The organism is Sulfitobacter sp., assembly GCF_036961165.1.
Classification (GTDB): Bacteria; Pseudomonadota; Alphaproteobacteria; order Rhodobacterales; family Rhodobacteraceae; genus Sulfitobacter.
Genome location: NZ_JBALVJ010000020.1, coordinates 1 through 17,895 on the forward strand (window position 1 = coordinate 1; position 17,895 = coordinate 17,895).

Annotated in this window: 15 protein-coding genes; 5 read left to right on the plus strand and 10 right to left on the minus strand. The window is 53.8% G+C overall.

All coding sequences use genetic code 11. The features are described from left to right. Positions 1-342: 342 nt before the first annotated feature. Positions 343-1,038 (minus strand): HAD family hydrolase, encoded by a 696-nt coding sequence (locus V7730_RS10630; RefSeq protein WP_335747573.1) that lies wholly within the window; start codon positions 1,036-1,038, stop codon positions 343-345. A gap of 140 nt (positions 1,039-1,178) precedes the next feature. On the opposite strand from V7730_RS10630, the gene msrA reads away from it, so the two are divergent. Continuing rightward, positions 1,179-1,835, plus strand: a complete 657-nt coding sequence (msrA, locus tag V7730_RS10635; protein ID WP_335747574.1) for a peptide-methionine (S)-S-oxide reductase MsrA — start codon at positions 1,179-1,181, stop codon at positions 1,833-1,835. On the opposite strand, the gene V7730_RS10640 is transcribed toward msrA, so the two are convergent. From V7730_RS10640 to V7730_RS10650, 3 genes are read right to left on the minus strand one after another with little or no spacing between them, the layout of a single operon-like run. Further along, a complete protein-coding gene (locus tag V7730_RS10640; RefSeq protein WP_335747575.1) occupies positions 1,832-2,698 on the minus strand; it encodes a ribokinase in 867 nt (288 codons plus the stop codon). The two genes, msrA and V7730_RS10640, sit on opposite strands and share 4 nt — an antisense overlap. Then, entirely contained in the window at positions 2,695-4,953 is a 2,259-nt protein-coding gene (locus V7730_RS10645) for an NADP-dependent malic enzyme (RefSeq protein WP_335747576.1), read from the minus strand. Before V7730_RS10645 ends, V7730_RS10640 begins: the two co-directional genes overlap by 4 nt. A gap of 59 nt (positions 4,954-5,012) precedes the next feature. Continuing rightward, on the minus strand, positions 5,013-6,731 hold the full coding sequence (locus V7730_RS10650) for a glycosyltransferase family 61 protein (RefSeq protein WP_335747577.1): 1,719 nt from the start codon (positions 6,729-6,731) through the stop codon (positions 5,013-5,015). Positions 6,732-6,858: 127 nt separating this feature from the next. On the opposite strand from V7730_RS10650, the gene mutS reads away from it, so the two are divergent. Then, on the plus strand, positions 6,859-9,501 hold the full coding sequence (mutS, locus tag V7730_RS10655) for a DNA mismatch repair protein MutS (RefSeq protein ID WP_335747578.1): 2,643 nt from the start codon (positions 6,859-6,861) through the stop codon (positions 9,499-9,501). 33 nt (positions 9,502-9,534) lie between these two features. Here mutS and V7730_RS10660 read toward each other — a convergent pair whose 3' ends face one another. Both V7730_RS10660 and hrcA read right to left on the minus strand, forming a co-directional pair. Beyond that, a complete protein-coding gene (locus tag V7730_RS10660; RefSeq protein WP_335747579.1) occupies positions 9,535-10,095 on the minus strand; it encodes a nucleotide exchange factor GrpE in 561 nt (186 codons plus the stop codon). A gap of 9 nt (positions 10,096-10,104) precedes the next feature. Next, on the minus strand, positions 10,105-11,169 hold the full coding sequence (hrcA, locus tag V7730_RS10665; protein ID WP_335747580.1) for a heat-inducible transcriptional repressor HrcA: 1,065 nt from the start codon (positions 11,167-11,169) through the stop codon (positions 10,105-10,107). 84 nt (positions 11,170-11,253) lie between these two features. Here hrcA and rph point away from each other — a divergent pair, with 84 nt between their 5' ends. Genes rph through hemW form a run of 3 tightly spaced genes read left to right on the plus strand, consistent with a single transcriptional unit; the run spans position 11,254 to position 13,725 of the window. Further along, complete coding sequence (rph, locus tag V7730_RS10670) at positions 11,254-11,967, plus strand: ribonuclease PH (protein ID WP_335747581.1); 714 nt, start codon at positions 11,254-11,256, stop codon at positions 11,965-11,967. After that, positions 11,964-12,575 (plus strand): RdgB/HAM1 family non-canonical purine NTP pyrophosphatase, encoded by a 612-nt coding sequence (rdgB, locus tag V7730_RS10675; RefSeq protein ID WP_335747582.1) that lies wholly within the window; start codon positions 11,964-11,966, stop codon positions 12,573-12,575. The genes rph and rdgB overlap by 4 nt, the downstream gene beginning before the upstream one ends. Further along, on the plus strand, positions 12,568-13,725 hold the full coding sequence (hemW, locus tag V7730_RS10680) for a radical SAM family heme chaperone HemW (RefSeq protein WP_335747583.1): 1,158 nt from the start codon (positions 12,568-12,570) through the stop codon (positions 13,723-13,725). Before rdgB ends, hemW begins: the two co-directional genes overlap by 8 nt. Here hemW and V7730_RS10685 read toward each other — a convergent pair. From V7730_RS10685 to mnmG, 4 genes are read right to left on the minus strand one after another with little or no spacing between them, the layout of a single operon-like run. Continuing rightward, the gene (locus V7730_RS10685; protein WP_335747584.1) at positions 13,722-14,615 is read right to left on the minus strand and encodes a ParB/RepB/Spo0J family partition protein; all 894 of its coding nucleotides are present in this window, start codon (positions 14,613-14,615) and stop codon (positions 13,722-13,724) included. The two genes, hemW and V7730_RS10685, sit on opposite strands and share 4 nt — an antisense overlap. Next, entirely contained in the window at positions 14,605-15,432 is an 828-nt protein-coding gene (locus tag V7730_RS10690) for a ParA family protein (protein ID WP_335747585.1), read from the minus strand. The genes V7730_RS10685 and V7730_RS10690 overlap by 11 nt, the downstream gene beginning before the upstream one ends. Further along, the gene (gene rsmG / locus V7730_RS10695; protein ID WP_335747586.1) at positions 15,425-16,033 is read right to left on the minus strand and encodes a 16S rRNA (guanine(527)-N(7))-methyltransferase RsmG; all 609 of its coding nucleotides are present in this window, start codon (positions 16,031-16,033) and stop codon (positions 15,425-15,427) included. Before rsmG ends, V7730_RS10690 begins: the two co-directional genes overlap by 8 nt. Then, on the minus strand, positions 16,033-17,895 hold the full coding sequence (mnmG, locus tag V7730_RS10700; RefSeq protein ID WP_335747587.1) for a tRNA uridine-5-carboxymethylaminomethyl(34) synthesis enzyme MnmG: 1,863 nt from the start codon (positions 17,893-17,895) through the stop codon (positions 16,033-16,035). Before mnmG ends, rsmG begins: the two co-directional genes overlap by 1 nt.

Consider the following 17,895-nt stretch of genomic DNA (forward strand, 5'->3'; position numbering starts at 1 on the left):
ATGCATCTTAGCCAAGCCGCAAAACTGTCCTAAAAAGCAGGACCACTTCAGTCGCATGTCCATCGGCCATGGCCATACCGGCGGTCATCATCAAAGCGAGTGCAGTTGTTGCCATCCGTTTCATCAAAAATCTCCTTAGGATTTCATGTTACAAATGCAGTCACGAAACATCGCCGTTGAGAGTTTCAGCCGAATGAAAACATCTTGAAAAACACGAACGGCCCAGACGGATAACCGCCCGGGCCGCCTACTCGTTAACCTAACCGGAAACCAGTCTACGCTTTACGATGTAAAGTGATACCATTTACGAACACTGAACATTTAACAGCGATCAAGTTTCGTTCACGGGGAAAGGCGGCGCTCATGTAACCCCGAATAATGCGGGAGCGCAGCTTCGAGCAGCGATTGAAGCGCGGGTGGAACGTCCGGCAGAGGCCCTTCGGCACCGGAAAAGCCAGTACTTTGATGAACCGCGCCGTACCAATGCTGCGCCCAAATACCGTCTTCAGCGCGCGGACCAGAAGCCCATTGAAGCATGGCAGGATCAAATGACAGATCAATCGCCGCGCACAACGCCCGCAGCATCACTTCTGGTCGTGCGCGGACATCGGTACTGTCGATGACGATACCACCCAACTGGTTGTACACCTGCGTTTGCTGCACAAAACCGATATCTTCCAGCGTGGGGGCTTCGCGTTTAGCAGCATAGCTTGCGATCACCCGCGCAGGATGGCGGATCAGATGCACATTCACGCAGTCCCCCGCCCAATCCATAGGAAAGCTCGGCAGCATGTGATGCGGCATATGCTTCATATATAGATGCGGATTTCCGCCACTACGACAACTGTCGGCCACACGCGCCGGATCAGTCTCATGAGCAGCCAAAACTTCATCGATCATCGGGTGGGTGATACCGGACTCAGCAAGATAGGGCGCATAAAACGGTTCATCCATCACGGCAAAGTCATTCCGCGCCCCAAAAGCGTACATCATCACCGTACTTAAATTACGAGGCCCTGACCACATAGCGAAGCGCATAACTAAATCCTTGTGAAGTTATCGCAGTGATACCAGCCCGCACGCTTCGGTAAACTAAAATCACCACTGCGTGAGAAGCCCTGTCTGCCGTTGCGCGCAGCTCTCTTCGGCGTAACGATCATTCGCAAAAGGAGAGCACAATGACCAAGCTGAGCAATCTCAAAGCAATCGCACTTGCAGGTCTCATTGCCGTCGGCCTGATGGTTCAGGCGACACCATCAAAGGCAGCAGGCACTGAAATATTGACCGTAGCTGGCGGTTGCTTCTGGTGCGTAGAAGCCGATTTCGAGAAGGTCAAAGGCGTGAAAGAAGCCGTATCCGGCTTTGCCGGCGGCAAGACTGCGAACCCAACCTACAAGCAGGTGACAGCAGGCGGGACAGGTCACTATGAGGCCGTGCAGATCACTTTTGATCCTGCAGTGGTCAGCGCCTCGACATTGCTAGATGTGTTTTTCCGGTCTGTTGATCCTACTGATGCTGGCGGCCAGTTTTGTGACCGTGGTCCCAGCTATCGCACTGCAATTTTCGCCACAGGTGCGCAAAAAGCAGCCGCAGAAAAGGCGAAAGCCAAAGCGCAAGCCGATCTTGGGAAGGCCGTTGTGACACCAATTTTGGGCGCGTCCAAATTCTATCCGGCAGACGCCTACCATCAGGATTATGCCAAAGGTAGCAAGATCGTCCTCACGCGATTTGGTCCTAAGAGTCAGGCCAAAGCCTACAAAGCGTATCGTAACGCCTGTGGCCGAGATCAGCGCGTCAAGGAGTTGTGGGGATCAGCCGCAACCTTTGCCAGCTAAAGACCAAAGTGGTCCTGAATCTCTTTGAGGTCCGGGATCACATCAGCAGTTCCACGGCGCATCACCATCAGCGCCCCAGCTTTGAGCGCCAGATCAATAGACGCCTCCATCCCCAAACCGCGATCCAGCCCTGCAACAAGATAACCTGTGAAGGTATCCCCCGCGCCCGTGGTATCCACCGCCTGCGCGGGATAAGCATCAAAGCTCTTTTCGCCTTTGTTAGAGACCCATTTGCACCCTTGCGCGCCCAACGTGATAACCACATCGGGCAAGCCTAGCGCCGCCGGAGTCTTTCCAGTTGCCTGCGCCAGTTGCGCCGCCTCGACTTCGTTCATGAGCAACAGGTCAATCTTCCCCAAAAGCTGCGCAACCGCTGATGCATCGAAAGGCGCTGCCGCATATACGACCCGGAGTCCAAGCGACTTTGCAGTGGTGGCGGCATATTCCTGACCATTGGTTTCGTTCTGCATTAACAGGAGGTCGCCCGGCGATGCTTCGGTAAGGGCTGCGCCAATGATCGCTTCGGTAAGTTGAACATTCGCACCCTGAAATAGCACGATGTTATTCTCACCCTCTGCATCGACCACAATAATCGCGTGGCCCGTAGGTTCGCTGATCTGGGCGATGTGGGGTGTATCGACGCCATATTCCATCAACCGCTCACGGGTCCAGCGGCCATCTTTTCCAATCGCACCAATATGGGAAACATGCGCAGCACCCCGCGCCGCTGCGACCGACATATTCGCGCCCTTTCCGCCCAAGCCGAGACCATAGCTGAGCGCTGCCAAAGTTTCACCCGCTGCGGGCAGATGTGATACCTCGTAAAAATTGTCGATGTTGATCGAGCCGAGGTTCCAGATCATCCGCCCACCTTGCTGGCAGCAAGGATCGCCATGTTCAGAATGTCATTCGTCGTAGAGGTCGACGACGCAATCTGGATGGACTGATCCAACCCTGTCAGGATCGGGCCAATCACCGTAGCACCCGCCATTTCTTGCATAAGTTTGACAGAAATACTGGCCGAATGGCGCGCCGGCACCACAAGAATGTTGGCGGGACCAGTGAGCCGCGAGAATGGATAGTTCTTCTGGCTTTCGGCGTTCATTGCCACATCAACGGTCATCTCGCCTTCATATTCGAAATCAACCCCGCGCGCGTCGAGCACATCAGGCGCAACGTGCATCTTCTCTGCCCGCTCCGACACAGGATATCCGAACGTGGAGAAGCTGACGAAGGCCACGCGCGGCTCCATCCCCAGATGCCGCGCTACGCGAGCGCCGCTTTCTGCTATGTTCGCCAGATCCTCTGCGTTGGGCCATTCATGCACCAGCGTATCGCCGATTAGAACAATCCGGCCTTTGTGCAGCAATGCAGTGATGCCAGCAGCGCCAGCTTCGGCTGTGGCGTCAAAAACGTGATTGATCCGCTCCAGAACATGGGCAGATTTGCGTGTAGCACCTGTTACCAGTCCGTCGCCGTGTCCGTGCGCAAGCATCAATGCCGCAAACACATGACGGTCCCGTGCAGCAAGACGATGAATGTCTTTCTTATCGAAGCCGCGCCGCTGCAACCGTTCGTAGAGGAACGACTTATACATATCCAAATGATGGCTGTTGGCCGCGTTGAAGACTTCAAGCTCACGCGTGGCATCTTCAAGCCCTGCCGCTATCAGCTTAGCCTTCACATCGTCAGCCCGCCCAACAACAAGCGCTTTGCCCAAACCCTGACGCTGGTACATGACCGCAGCGCGCAGCACCTTGGGATCATCGCCCTCAGCAAAGATCATACGTGCCTGATTGGCACGCGCGCGGGCGTTGATGCCGCGCATGATATTGGCCGTCGGGTCCAGACGGGATTTCAGGCTTTGCTCGTAGGCATCCATATCAATGATCGGACGACGTGCGGCACCAGTATCCATACCAGCACGCGCCACGGCTGGCGGAATGCGGTGGATCAGACGCGGATCAAAAGGTGTCGGGATGATATAATCACGGCCAAAGCTCAGATTTTTGCCATACGCCAGCGCCACCTCGTCCGGTACATCCTCGCGCGCGAGGTTTGCCAGCGCATGGGCGCAAGCGATCTTCATCTCGTCATTGATGGCACGCGCGTTGATGTCGAGCGCCCCACGGAACAGGTAAGGAAAGCCCAGGACGTTGTTCACCTGATTAGGATAATCGCTGCGCCCAGTGGCGACGATGGCATCGGCACGCACCGCGTGCGCCTCTTCCGGTGTGATTTCAGGATCGGGGTTTGCCATAGCAAAAATCACCGGATCATCGGCCATACTGGCAACCATATCGGTGGTCACAGCGCCCTTGACCGAAACACCCAAGAATACATCGGCCCCCTTCATCGCGTCGGCCAAACTGCGTGCCTCGGTGGTAGCGGCATGTGCCGATTTCCACTGGTTCATACCTTCGGTACGGCCCTGATAAATCACACCTTTGGTGTCACACATAATGCAGTTGTTGTGCTGCGCACCCATCGCCTTCAACAACTCAAGACAAGCAATGCCCGCCGCCCCTGCGCCGTTCAGAACAATGCGCACGTCTTCGATCTTTTTACCTGAGATTTTGAGCGCGTTCAGAAGGCCCGCTGCGCAGATCACAGCAGTGCCGTGCTGGTCATCGTGGAAGACGGGGATATCCATCTCCTCCTTCAAGCGCTGCTCAATGATGAAACACTCGGGCGCTTTGATATCTTCAAGGTTGATCCCGCCAAATGTCGGGCCCATCAGCTTGACCGCGTTGATGAAGGCTTCGGTGTCTTCGGTATCGAGCTCGATATCGATCGAATTCACATCGGCAAAGCGTTTAAACAAAACCGCCTTACCCTCCATCACTGGCTTGGAGGCCAGCGCACCAAGGTTCCCAAGACCCAGAACCGCCGTCCCGTTCGAGATCACTGCAACGAGGTTGCCCTTGTTGGTGTAATCATAAGCTAGTTGGGGATTGGCTGCGATTGCCTCACAAGGAACAGCAACACCGGGGGAATAGGCAAGCGACAGGTCACGCTGCGTCGTCATAGGGACGGTCGCGGTGATTTCAAACTTGCCCGGTGTTGGCTCAAGATGGAAGGCAAGCGCCTCTTCGGAAGTTACTTTGTTTTTGGTCACAGGCTGGGCACTTTCAGTTTTATTTCACCCGTCATAACGCCACGCAGCCTTTCGCACAATCATGCGACGAAGCGTACCCAGTCATGATTGCTGATAAATGCCGCGTGGCGGTCGGGGAATTCCGCTGCAAGGCGCGACAATGCCCAGCGAATAACCGCAGGCTGTTCGCACCGGTTTGCGCACCAGATGATCCGCACCAATGTTTGCCAGCGCGAAGGATCAGCGGCATGAGCTTGCTCCAACGCCACCAATTCCGTTTTCGGCTCATCCAGCGCCTTATGGCAATCTGCACGCAGCAAACACAAACCAGCATCTTTGGCCACAATTCTGAAATGCTTTTCCAACAACGCAACGGTCCGCGCCGCAGCGCCCGCACGCAGCACACGCCGCGCAAGCGTGGTAAGGTTGGCAGCATCCGGCATAGTGGGCGCGTGGCCCAACAAGGTCACAACAAACGCAACAACTTGCGCGACAGCCTTTTCCGACAAGGCAGGAGGGACGATGCCATCCGCACTAAAGGTCGGTTCATGAAGCTGGTCTTCGCTGTTAAAGTCGCCATAAAAACTCAGGTAGGTGCATTGCGCCGCATGCGCCAACGGCCAGAAGTCTGCCCAGCGGAATTGCGCGGTTTGCAGCGTCCCTAGTTCAATCAGGTAGGCATCAGAGTTGGCAAAAAGCATGTTGGTGAAACCTGCCCCATGCTGCGAAATCATCACCTCCGCCTGCGCCATCAGCGCAATCTGCTCCAACGGAGCGAGGTTCTCGAACACGACATACTTAAACCCGAAGTGGCCGAGATGTTTCATCAGCAGATCTTCACCGGCCAAGGGTCGGCTACGACTCTGATTGTCGCTACGGCCAATAAACACCCGCTTTGGCAGATGGCTGAAATCCTTCCCCTCAATCGCTTTATGCGCACGACTACGCAGCGCCAGCAGCGCACTACTGACCGAATTCATTGCCAGAACTGGTTGGAATTCGATGCTGCCAACAACATTGTCATCCGGAATGATCCGACCAAGCCCGGTCAACATATCCTGCGGCATCTGCCCAATTGCACCGACGACATCAAAGGCCGTCAAAACCAGATCATACTCCTTCGGTGCGCGTTCAAAAAAAACGCGGCCTGCGAATTCAGGGAACAGCGCCTCGACAAACGAGGTCGCAAACCCGCCTTGCTTCTCTTCCTGATTGGGAAAGTGGAAATAGACATTTCCCTGAAATCCTACCGCATCCAACACACAAAGCTGGCTGAGCGATTCAGTGATGAAGTGAAAGTAGTTGAAGGTGTTTCGGCATTCGATCGCGAAATCGAGATCGGATTCCAGAAATATCTTCTCAACAGGAAGCTCCTTTCCCTCGTTCACTGTTCGGCAGGCATGCAAATAACTATTTAACGTCTCAACCGGATTTGCCCCACCAGCCTCATTTTCCCATCGGAAGGTATTGAACAGCCGCGTTGCAGAAGCACCCGAAAGGACCAGTTTGTCACCGACCATCACATGAGACTTTCGAAACTTGGCGTTATCCAGGACCACGGGAAGTGCGTTCGTCTCGATCACGGTCTTGAATTTTTTGTGACGTTTGCTGTGCGCAACAAAGGACCGGATTTTTGAATTTATCTCTGGATGGGCGCTAACTGCAAAACCGTCAATGACCGCTCCGGTCATTTCCCGCCAATAGAATTCGGGTTCCCCAAGCAGCTTCAGCCCCTCCTCCCTCCATGGATTGAGGAAAAGCGCATCAGGGTCAGACGAGAGGTCGACTTTGTTTCTCAATGGCTCGATCATTCGTTGGAAGATTTTGAATAATGTCTACCACAATAGCGGGCATCGTCCACATCCATGGCCCCCTTCCCTCGGGTCCTGTGGTTTTGTACAGACAGGGGAAACAAGGGGGAAGCAGATGAGCGCAGGCACAGTCACACCGATGATGACCCAGTATCTGAAGATCAAGTCCGGCTATCCAGATGCGTTGCTATTTTATCGCATGGGCGATTTCTATGAGCTGTTCTTTGACGACGCGGTAGCGGCATCCGAGGCGCTGGACATCGCGCTGACCAAACGCGGCAAGCACGACGGCGAGGATATTCCGATGTGCGGTGTCCCCGTTCACGCCGCTGAAGGGTACTTGCTGACTCTGATCCGCAAAGGATTTCGCGTCGCCGTAGGTGAACAGCTCGAAACTCCTGCCGAGGCAAAAAAGCGCGGCCACAAGTCTGTGGTCAACCGCGATGTCGTGCGCCTTGTCACGCCCGGAACTCTCACCGAAGAATCCTTGCTTGAAGCGCGGCGGCACAACTACCTTGCCGCCTTTGCCGAGGTCCGTGATGCGCATGCGCTTGCGTGGGTCGATATCTCAACGGGCGCGTTTCACGTGATGGGTTTGCCATTGGTTCGTTTAGGACCAGAATTAGCAAGGCTCGCGCCATCTGAACTTTTGGTTGCTGAAGGGAAAGATACTGAACACCGAGAGTTAGAGACTGAATTCAATCTCTCACTGACCACTTTGGCCCGTTCAAGCTTTGACAGCACTGGCGCAGAGGAGCGCATCTGCGCCTTGTTCGGCGTAAAATCCCTAGATGCTTTCGGCAACTTCGATCGGGCAGAGATTTCTGCAATGGGTGCGTTGATCGAATACTTGGACATGACGCAGAAAGGTAACCTGCCACTGCTGCGCAAACCGGTAAAAGAGACCGAAGCGCGCACAGTTCAGATCGACGCCGCAACCCGCCGCAATCTGGAACTGACGCACGCATTATCCGGTGGACGCACAGGATCGTTGCTGGCGGTTATGGACCGGACCGTGACAGCCAGCGGTGCCCGTTTGCTTGAACGTCGCATTTCCAGTCCTTCACGAGTGTTAGAGACGATTCAGGCCCGGCTCGGCGCTGTAGATTTCGCTGTTGAGAACTCGCGTGTTGCCCAAGACATCCGTGATCGCCTTCGCGCGGTGCCAGACCTTGAGCGCGCCTTGTCCCGCCTATCGCTTGATCGCGGCGGCCCACGTGACCTTGCCGCAATCCGCAACGGTCTGTCAGAAGCGGCGTACTTAAACCAAACACTGGAACCGATTGAATTGCCTGAGTTACTCCAGACTGCTGTGCGGAACTTAGCCGGTCATGACGATTTGGTCGCCTTGCTGGATGAAGCGCTGACTGCCGAGCCTCCACTGCTGGTCCGCGATGGTGGGTTTATCGCACGAGGCTATCGCGTGGATTTAGACGAAGTACGAAAATTGCGTGATGAGGGGCGCGGCGTGATCGCTACGATGCAGGCGAAATTCGTCTCTGATACAGGTATTTCGTCTCTGAAAATCAAACATAACAACGTGCTGGGCTACTTCATCGAGACCACCGCGACCCACGCAGAAAAGATGCTATCCGCACCGCTGTCCGAAACATTCATTCATCGACAGACCACTGCTAATCAGGTGCGCTTTACCACCATCGAACTGTCCGAGCTTGAGACCAAGATCCTGAATGCTGGCAACCGTGCGATTGAGCTGGAAAAGCAGCTCTATTCCTCGCTTAGAGAAGCCATATTGAAAAAGGCTGGTGAAATTGGCGCGACGTCTGCAGCTCTTGCCGAACTTGATCTTGCCTGTGCGCTTGCCGATCTGGCGAAGGCAGAAAACTGGGTAAAGCCGCAGGTCGACAATTCGCGCGCCTTCAATATTCACGGCGGTCGTCATCCGGTAGTCGAGCGCGCGCTTGCTCGGCAGTCGGGTACACCGTTTGTTGCAAACGATTGCGATCTAAGTGCCGATACAAGTGCCGCAATCTGGTTGCTGACAGGTCCTAACATGGCCGGCAAATCAACCTATCTGCGGCAGAACGCGCTTATTGCATTGATCGCGCAAATGGGCAGCTACGTGCCGGCTAGCTCTGCGCATATCGGATTGGTGAGCCAACTATTCAGCCGCGTTGGTGCGTCGGATGATCTGGCGCGTGGGCGATCGACCTTTATGGTTGAAATGGTGGAAACCGCTGCGATTTTGAACCAAGCAGACGATCGCGCATTGGTGATCCTTGATGAAATCGGTCGCGGCACGGCTACCTATGACGGGCTGTCAATCGCTTGGGCCACGCTGGAACATTTGCATGATGTGAACCGCGCCCGTGCGCTTTTCGCGACTCACTACCACGAAATGACCGCCCTCGCGGGGAAACTGGACGGCGTTGATAACGCCACGGTCACAGTAAAAGAGTGGGAAGGCGAGGTTATCTTTTTGCACGAAGTCAAAAAGGGCGCGGCGGATCGATCGTACGGTGTTCAAGTGGCGCAACTTGCCGGTTTGCCGCCCGCTGTGATCTCACGTGCACGTGTCGTGCTCGAAGCGCTGGAGAAGGGCGAGCGTGAAGGTGGTGCGACTCAAAAGACGTTAATCGACGATCTGCCGCTTTTTACGATGACACCTACACCACCACCCGCACCCAAAAAGGATTCCGCGCTCGACAAGTTGATGGATGATATTCTGCCCGATGAGCTTTCACCGCGAGAAGCCTTGGAGTTGATCTATAAATTGAAAGAGGCGGCCAAAAATTGACCGCCTCTCTCTAGAAATCTGGTTATTACGACGTTAGCCGGTCATCGATGAGACGCCAACCTGAGCTGGGCGCAGCAGACGGTCGTACAGCATGAAACCTTCAGCAGCGACCTGAATGATGTCGCCAGCTTTCGTGTCTGGTACAGGTGCTTCGAACATCGCCTGGTGCAGCTTTGGATCAAACTTCTCACCCACTTCAGGAGTGATCGGCGTGATGCCGTGCTTTTTGAAAACTGACAGCAACTCACGCATAGTCAGTTCAATTCCTTCCAACAGCGGGCCAGAGACCGCACGCTGATCTTCGGTCGCCGCTTCAAGAGCACGCTTCATGTTGTCGTGCACAGACAACATATCCCTCGCCAGCTTCGATCCACCGTAATTTTCGGCTTCGCGACGATCTTTATCTGATCGCTTACGCGCGTTCTCGGCATCAGCCAACGCACGCATAAATCGCTCCTTGTAGCTGTCGCGCTCAGCCATAATTTCTTCAAGGGCCAATTCGCCCTCGTCAATTTCTTCCATCTCGCTTGCGTAAGCTTCCGCTTCCGCCGCTTCGGGATCATCAAGAAAATTGTTGTCGTTCGGGTCAGCCATATTCCACCTCTAACTCCGGTCAGAAATCAACTTTCCAACCAGTTGCGCCGTGTAATTCACAATCGGCACGATACGTCCATAGTTTAGACGCGTTGGACCTATCACACCCACCGCGCCAATAATCTTACGATCAGAGTTCATATATGGGGAAACCACCAAAGAGGAACCCGAAAGTGAGAAAAGTTTGTTCTCTGAACCAATAAAAATGCGCACACCGTCGCCTTCCTCGGCCAGTTCAAGGAAATCTGCAATGTCGCGCTTACGCTCAAGATCGTCAAAAAGCCTGCGCACACGCTCAAGATCCTGCGCTTCACCGCTATCGGTAAGAAGATTCGCACGCCCACGCACGATCAGGCGTTCGGGATGATCTTCACCACTTTCCCAAATGACCAGACCGCTTTCGACCAGTTCAGCCGCGAGCACATCAATCTCCTGACGCCGCCGCTGCATTTCGATTTTGATCGTGCGGGTCAGTTCGCTGAGAGTTTTGCCTTCGACTAACGAGTTGAGAAAATTCGCCGCCTCTCGCATAGAGCTGGGCGTTTGGCCCGAGGGTGGCGCGAACAATCGGTTTTCGACGTGACCGTCCGAGAACACCAGAACCGCCAGCGCGCGATCATGCGAGAGCGAGACAAACTCGATATGTTTAATTGGCGCTTCGTGTTTTGGCGCCAGGACCAGCGATGCACCATGCGTCACACCAGACAAGGCAGTTCCGAGGCGATCCAGCATGCCGGTTACGTCGTCCCCGTTTCGCCCCATTGTCGCATCAATCTGGGCGCGATCGCCGTCGTTGGGATTTCCGACTTCCAGCAAACCGTCCACAAACATGCGCAGACCCAACTGAGTCGGTATGCGACCGGCGCTTACGTGTGGACTGTCGAGAAGGCCCAGAAACTCAAGATCCTGCATCACATTGCGAATTGTCGCCGCACTCACCTTTTCTGAAAACTCGCGGGTCAGCGTGCGTGAGCCGACGGGATCACCGTTCGCGAGATATCCTTCGACCACACGGCGAAACACTTCGCGCGAACGCTCGTTCATTTCCTGTAAAATGCCTGATGTGTCTGTCATGCTGTCACATTAAGGGTGCGGGGGTTGCATCTGCAAGGGACCCAGAGGTATCCCGACAGGTAAATCAAACAAAAGGAATGTCCCATGCGCCCATCTGGCCGGAAACTTGACGAAATGCGCAGTGTATCTGTCGAAGTTGGTTTCACAAAACACGCCGAAGGCTCGGCGCTGATTAAGATGGGCGACACCCATGTGCTGTGTACTGCCACTATCGAAGAGCGGGTGCCACCATTCATCAAAGGCTCCGGTCTTGGTTGGGTGACGGCAGAATACGGCATGTTGCCCCGCGCCACCAACACCCGCATGCGCCGTGAGGCTGCCGTGGGTAAACAAGGCGGACGGACAGTGGAAATCCAGCGTCTGATCGGTCGCGCCCTGCGCGCCGGTGTTGACCGCGTTGCCTTGGGTGAACGTCAAATCACCATCGACTGTGACGTGCTCCAGGCCGATGGTGGCACGCGTTGCGCATCGATCACTGGCGGCTGGATCGCGCTGCGGCTGGCGGTGAACAAATTGATGAAGGCGGGCGACGTGATCTCTGATCCACTGGTTGATCCGGTCGCGGCTATCAGCTGCGGCATCTATGCAGGTCAACCCGTGCTCGATCTCGACTACCCCGAAGATTCCGAAGCAGGCGTTGATGGCAACTTCATCATGACTGAAAGCGGTCGCATGATTGAAACACAGATGAGCGCCGAAGGATCCACTTATACCCGTGACCAGATGAACCAGTTGCTGGACCTCGCCGAAAAGGGCATTGCTGAACTGACGGCGATCCAGAAAGCTGCCTGCGCATGAGCCGTAAGTTCGTAGGCGACCGCATCCTGATTGCCACGCACAACGCGGGCAAACTGGAAGAAATGCTGGAGCTTTTCGCCCCCCTTGGCATCACCGTTGTCGGTGCCAAGGAATTGAATCTCGGAGAACCAGAAGAAACCGACGATACCTTCATCGGCAATGCGCGGATCAAGGCGCATGCGGCTGTGAAAGCAACCGGATTACCAGCATTGGCCGACGACAGCGGTATTCAGGTAGCTGCGTTGGATAACGCGCCCGGCGTTTACACTGCTGATTGGGGAGAAACGCCGAATGGTCGCGATTTTATCATGGCAATGCACAAAACCCATGATCTGCTAGAGCAAGCAAACGCCCCACACCCTCGCGCCGCGCGGTTCTGCGCAACGCTTGTGCTGGCGTGGCCTGATGGACACGACGAAGTCGTCGAGGGGTTTGTGGATGGCACATTCGTTTGGCCCATGCGCGGCGAAACAGGACACGGATATGATCCGATTTTCCAGCCAATCGGTGAAGCCCGTACTTTTGCGGAAATGACCCACGACGAGAAAAATACGATCAGCCACCGCGCTGATGCTTTCGCCAAACTTCTGGAACGCTGTTTTGACTGATGACTGGCAACAGGGCGGCTTTGGAATATATATCCATTGGCCGTTCTGTGAAGCGAAATGCCCCTATTGCGACTTCAACAGCCATGTCTCTCGCAACATTGATCAGGCCGCTTGGAAGCAGGCCTATCTTTTAGAGTTGAAGCGATCTGCGGCTCTAACAAAGGGAAGAACGGTTACTTCCGTATTTTTTGGTGGCGGAACGCCCAGTCTGATGAATCCCGATACCGTTGCGGCGGTCATTGCTGAAATCAGACGGCTTTGGCCCGTTGCCAATGATCTCGAAATCACGCTCGAAGCCAATCCTGGATCGGTTGAGGCTGGACGGTTCATTGCCTACCGTGACGGCGGCGTATCCCGCATCTCAATGGGCATACAGGCGCTGAATGATACGGACCTAAAACGGCTTGGACGCATCCATTCAGTTGCTGAGGCCCTGTCTGCCTTCGACATCGCACGGAATACGTTTGAACGCGTCAGTTTTGATCTGATTTATGCACGCCAGAACCAATCCCTGAAAGATTGGGGAACGGAGCTGAAACAGGCTCTAGCCTTATCTATAGACCATCTTTCATTATACCAATTGACGATCGAAGATGGCACTGCATTTGGGGATCGGTATGCAATTGGAAAACTGCGCGGCCTCCCAGACGAAGACCTTGGGGCCGATATGTTCGACCTCACCCAAGATGTGTGTGGCGCCGCAGGAATGCCAGCTTACGAAGTTTCAAATCACGCTGCGGACGGGGCACAGTCGCGGCATAACCTCATCTATTGGCGGTACGGTGATTATCTAGGGATCGGTCCCGGTGCGCATGGGCGCCTGACGCTTTCCGGACAACGCCACGCCACTGTCTGTTACAGCAACCCGAAACGCTGGCTTGATGAAGTTGCGCAAAACGCAGCAGAACAAACCCGTGAAGCCCTGACAAAAGATGACGAAGCAACCGAGTTTCTACTGATGGGTCTACGCCTACGCGAAGGCGTGGATCTTGAACGATTCAACGCACTGGCGCAAAAACCTCTGAAACAGGCGACGCTAAACCACCTGACCGATATTGGCATGATTTCCTCAACGAATTCACGATTAACCGTCACAGATCAGGGCTTCAGAGTTCTGAATTCGGTTATCGCCACCCTACTCAACGATTAAGTTGCGCTGAGCAATCTGCATAGCTCATCCAACTCATCCAGAGACTTATACTGCACAGTCATCTGGCCGCTTTCCTGCCCAGGCTTGTGCGAAAGCGATACCCGCATGCCAAGGTTTGCTGAAAGATCACCTTCAAGCGCCTTGGTATCCGCATCTTTATCATCGTCGTCTATAGAACCGGTTGGCTTCGGCTTTGCTTCGCCAGCCAATTCGCGCTTTACCAAAGCTTCGGTGGCGCGGACCGAAAGACCGCCCTTTATCACTTGCTGCGCAAGCTTCATTGGATTCTGCGCGGGGATCAGCGCACGGGCGTGACCTGCGCTAAGGCTTCCATCCCGCAAAAGTTCAAGCACGGGTAACGGCAAATTCAGCAATCTAAGCAGGTTCGCGATGTGGCTACGGCTTTTACCAAGCGCTTCGGCCATCTTCTCTTGAGTGTGGCCAAATTTGTCCATCAGCTGCTTATAACCCGCCGCTTCTTCTGCAGCATTCAGGTCGGCCCGCTGGATGTTTTCGATAATCGCTACTTCGAGAACCTCGATGTCGCTGAATTCACGAACAATGACCGGAAGCTGATGTAGCTGCGCCATCTGGGCAGCACGCCAGCGGCGCTCCCCTGCAACGATTTCATACTTTCCGCCATCCAACGCACGCACGATCAAAGGTTGCAGCACACCTTTCTTACGGATCGACGCCGCCAGATCATCAAGATCGTCTTGCTTGAACTGCTTGCGCGGCTGGTCCGGATTCGGCGAAATGCGTTCAATCGGGACCATTTGATCAGCGGCTGACGGCCCCTTGGCGGCTACGCTTTCGGTTTCACTTACATCCGCCATGAGTGCAGACAATCCCCGCCCAAGACCTCGCTTACGCTCGTGATTATTCGACATGGTGCACCTCTTTGGCCTGTATTTGATTGTTGCTCATCAGTTCATCTGCAAGATCACGGTATGCTTTCGCGCCTTTGGAAAGGGTATCGTACGCCAATACAGGCATTGCAAAGCTTGGCGCCTCGCTGACCCGCACGTTACGTGGCACCATAGTTTTGAACACCAAATCACCCAGATTATCCCGCGCATCCTGCTCTACCTGCTGCGAGAGGTTATTCCGACGATCATACATTGTAAGGACGACACCTTCGATCCGCAGGTTCTTATTACCACTCTGGCGCACTTCACGGATCGTAAGCATCAACTGTGAAAGACCCTCCAATGCGAAGAATTCGCTCTGCAATGGGACCAAGACTGAATGAGCACCAATCATAGCGTTCACCGTCAACAAGTTGAGTGATGGCGGGCAATCAATCAATATGTAGTTGAAACCAAATGCGTCCATCTTCGTCTGGCGCAGCGCGTCGTGCAACAAAAAGCTACGCTTTTCATTAGAGAGCAACTCAAGATCGGCCGAACTAAGGTCAACCGTTGCAGGTATGATGTAGAGATTTTCCGTTTCAGTCTTAAGTATCACTTCATTCAGATCAACATCTTCGAGCAAAAGCTCATAAGTTGTGAATTCCCGATCATCCAGTGCGATACCCAACCCAGTTGAAGCGTTACCCTGCGGATCGAGATCAATAACCAACACTCTCTGACCCTTCTCGGCCAGAGCAGCCGCAAGGTTGATGGTCGTCGTAGTTTTACCCACCCCACCTTTTTGATTTGCGATAGCGATAATCTTTGGCCCATTCGGGCGCAACAAGTCAGACACGCGTAAGCTCCTTGATCTTCAGGATGGTGGCGTCAGCATTCGTTTTACTCTTAATCACGTCCAAGTTGTATGACCAATGTTTCTGTGCAGCCTGATGTTCTTTTGCCCAACTCGCGCCCTTTGGAAAAAGCGCTGTTCCATCAGATGCTAAATGCCGATCCGCGTACTCCAGTAATGAATTTAAATCATCCATAGCACGAGCTGAGAGGACCGCTGCACTAAATGATACCAATTGATCTACGCGGTTTGCGTACACTTCAACATTCAAATTGAGTTCTCGTACTGCCGTCCTTAGGAAGGCACACTTGCGTTGATCGCTGTCAACAAGGATGAATTTCCGCTCAGGTGTGATATCCTTAGCAAGAATTGCAGCAACTATACCGGGGAATCCCCCGCCACTGCCAATATCAACCCAGTCTCCAGCCTCAGGTGCTGCATTGAATACCTGTACGGAATCAACGATGTGCCGCTCCCAAACATGTGATGCGTCACCTTTGGAAATTAGGTTTATCTTTTTAGTCCACTTCAGGACCAACGCTTCGAACTGGTGGAGGCGGTCCATTGTTTCACGTGAAACATTTCTCAATACATCATCTGTCATCACGCGGACTTCTTTCTTTGACCCTTACGGATCAAAGCAAGCAAAAGAGTCAGAGCAGCAGGTGTCATACCCTCAATTCGGGCAGCTTGAGCAAGATTCTCCGGTTTAGAAGCGATGAGTTTTGACTTCAGTTCATTTGAGAGCCCATCAATCCCAGTGTAGCTGAAAGATACAGGTATACGCTCACCCTCGTCTTTTCGAAGGAGAGCAACATCATTTTCCTGCCGCTTAAGGTAATTGGCGTAGAGAGCATCTTTCGATACCTGATCAGCTATGTCCTTATCCACTTTTACTAGGTCTGGATTAAGCTGGCAAATATCTGAAAATATCACATCCGGGAACGATAAGAGTTGGAAACCTGTCCGCCGCTGCCCGTCTTGGGTCATACTCACTCCAGCAACAGAGGCCTCTTTCGGCGTGAATGTCTTGGATTCTAGCATTGCGCGGCACGCATCTAGTGCATCCATCTTTTGCGTGTACGCAGCCTTCCGCTTTTCAGAAACACACCCAATCTCTATGCCCCGCCCCGTCAAACGCTGATCGGCATTATCCGCCCTCAATGAAAGGCGGAACTCAGCTCTGGATGTGAACATCCGATATGGTTCGGACACGCCGCGGGCCGTTAGATCATCAATCATCACCCCGATATAGCTATTTGTCCTGCTAAACAGCACAGGATCGCGATCTTGGACAGCTAAAGCAGCATTCAGACCAGCAACTAGCCCTTGCGCAGCCGCTTCTTCATATCCTGTGGTACCGTTGATCTGCCCAGCGAGGTATAATCCTGGAACATTTTTCAATTCTAGCGTTTGCTTGAGAGCGCGAGGATCAACATAATCATACTCAATTGCATAACCAGGTTGCATGATTTCGACTGCTTCAAGCCCTGCAATTGAACGAACATAATCTTCCTGAACGGAAACGGGTAAGGAGGTCGATATCCCGTTTGGGTATATCGTCGGATCGTCTAACCCCTCAGGCTCCAAAAAGACCTGATGGGAGGATTTTTCAGCGAAACGAACCACCTTATCCTCAATTGAGGGGCAATACCGTGGACCAATACCGTCAATATGTCCGCCGTACATCGCGGAGCGATCCAGATTATTCCGAATTATTTCATGCGTTTTCTCATTGGTATGTGTAATACCGCAGGAAATTTGACGCGCGCCCGCCTGTTTCGACATAAATGAGAAGAGCGTTGGGACATCATCCGCTGGCTGCATGACCAGCCCTTCCCAATTTATTGTCCGACCATCAAGCCGCGGTGGCGTTCCCGTTTTTAAACGACCAAGCTTGAGTTCAAAATGGTCAATACGTTCAGCAAGTTTTTGAGAAGGGTTATCCCCCATACGTCCACCGGGTTTCTGAACGTCACCTATGTGAATGATACCACGCAGGAAGGTTCCAGTGGTCAAAATCACAGCCCCTGCACGAAGGCTGATGCCTTCAGCTGTAACAATACCAGCGACCCGCTCTCCATCCATAATGAAATCAACAGCCTCGCCTTCAAGGATGGTGATCTGAGGGTGGGCTTCAATTTCAGCGAGCATCGTCGTACGGTAGATTTTGCGATCCGCCTGTGCGCGTGGTCCCTGTACGGCTGGGCCCTTACGCCGGTTAAGCAACCGAAACTGAATACCAGCGGCGTCAGCAACGCGACCCATAACACCGTCAAGCGCATCTATTTCTCGAACTAAGTGCCCCTTGCCCAATCCACCAATCGCTGGGTTGCAGGACATGACGCCGATTGTATCGCGGGACATCGTTAGGAGTGCAGTACTTGCACCCATACGCGCCGCAGCATGCGCCGCATCCGCGCCCGCATGGCCACCACCGATTACAATGACATCAAAATGTTTCAC

Bases quoted from the DNA above. Each gene is read 5' to 3' on its own strand.
- V7730_RS10630 (WP_335747573.1), bottom strand. From the start codon at position 1,038: ATGCGCTTCGCTATGTGGTCAGGGCCTCGTAATTTAAGTACGGTGATG.
- msrA (WP_335747574.1), top strand. From the start codon at position 1,179: ATGACCAAGCTGAGCAATCTCAAAGCAATCGCACTTGCAGGTCTCATT.
- V7730_RS10640 (WP_335747575.1), bottom strand. From the start codon at position 2,698: ATGATCTGGAACCTCGGCTCGATCAACATCGACAATTTTTACGAGGTA.
- mutS (WP_335747578.1), top strand. From the start codon at position 6,859: ATGAGCGCAGGCACAGTCACACCGATGATGACCCAGTATCTGAAGATC.
- V7730_RS10660 (WP_335747579.1), bottom strand. From the start codon at position 10,095: ATGGCTGACCCGAACGACAACAATTTTCTTGATGATCCCGAAGCGGCG.
- hrcA (WP_335747580.1), bottom strand. From the start codon at position 11,169: ATGACAGACACATCAGGCATTTTACAGGAAATGAACGAGCGTTCGCGC.
- rph (WP_335747581.1), top strand. From the start codon at position 11,254: ATGCGCCCATCTGGCCGGAAACTTGACGAAATGCGCAGTGTATCTGTC.
- rdgB (WP_335747582.1), top strand. From the start codon at position 11,964: ATGAGCCGTAAGTTCGTAGGCGACCGCATCCTGATTGCCACGCACAAC.
- V7730_RS10685 (WP_335747584.1), bottom strand. From the start codon at position 14,615: ATGTCGAATAATCACGAGCGTAAGCGAGGTCTTGGGCGGGGATTGTCT.
- rsmG (WP_335747586.1), bottom strand. From the start codon at position 16,033: ATGACAGATGATGTATTGAGAAATGTTTCACGTGAAACAATGGACCGC.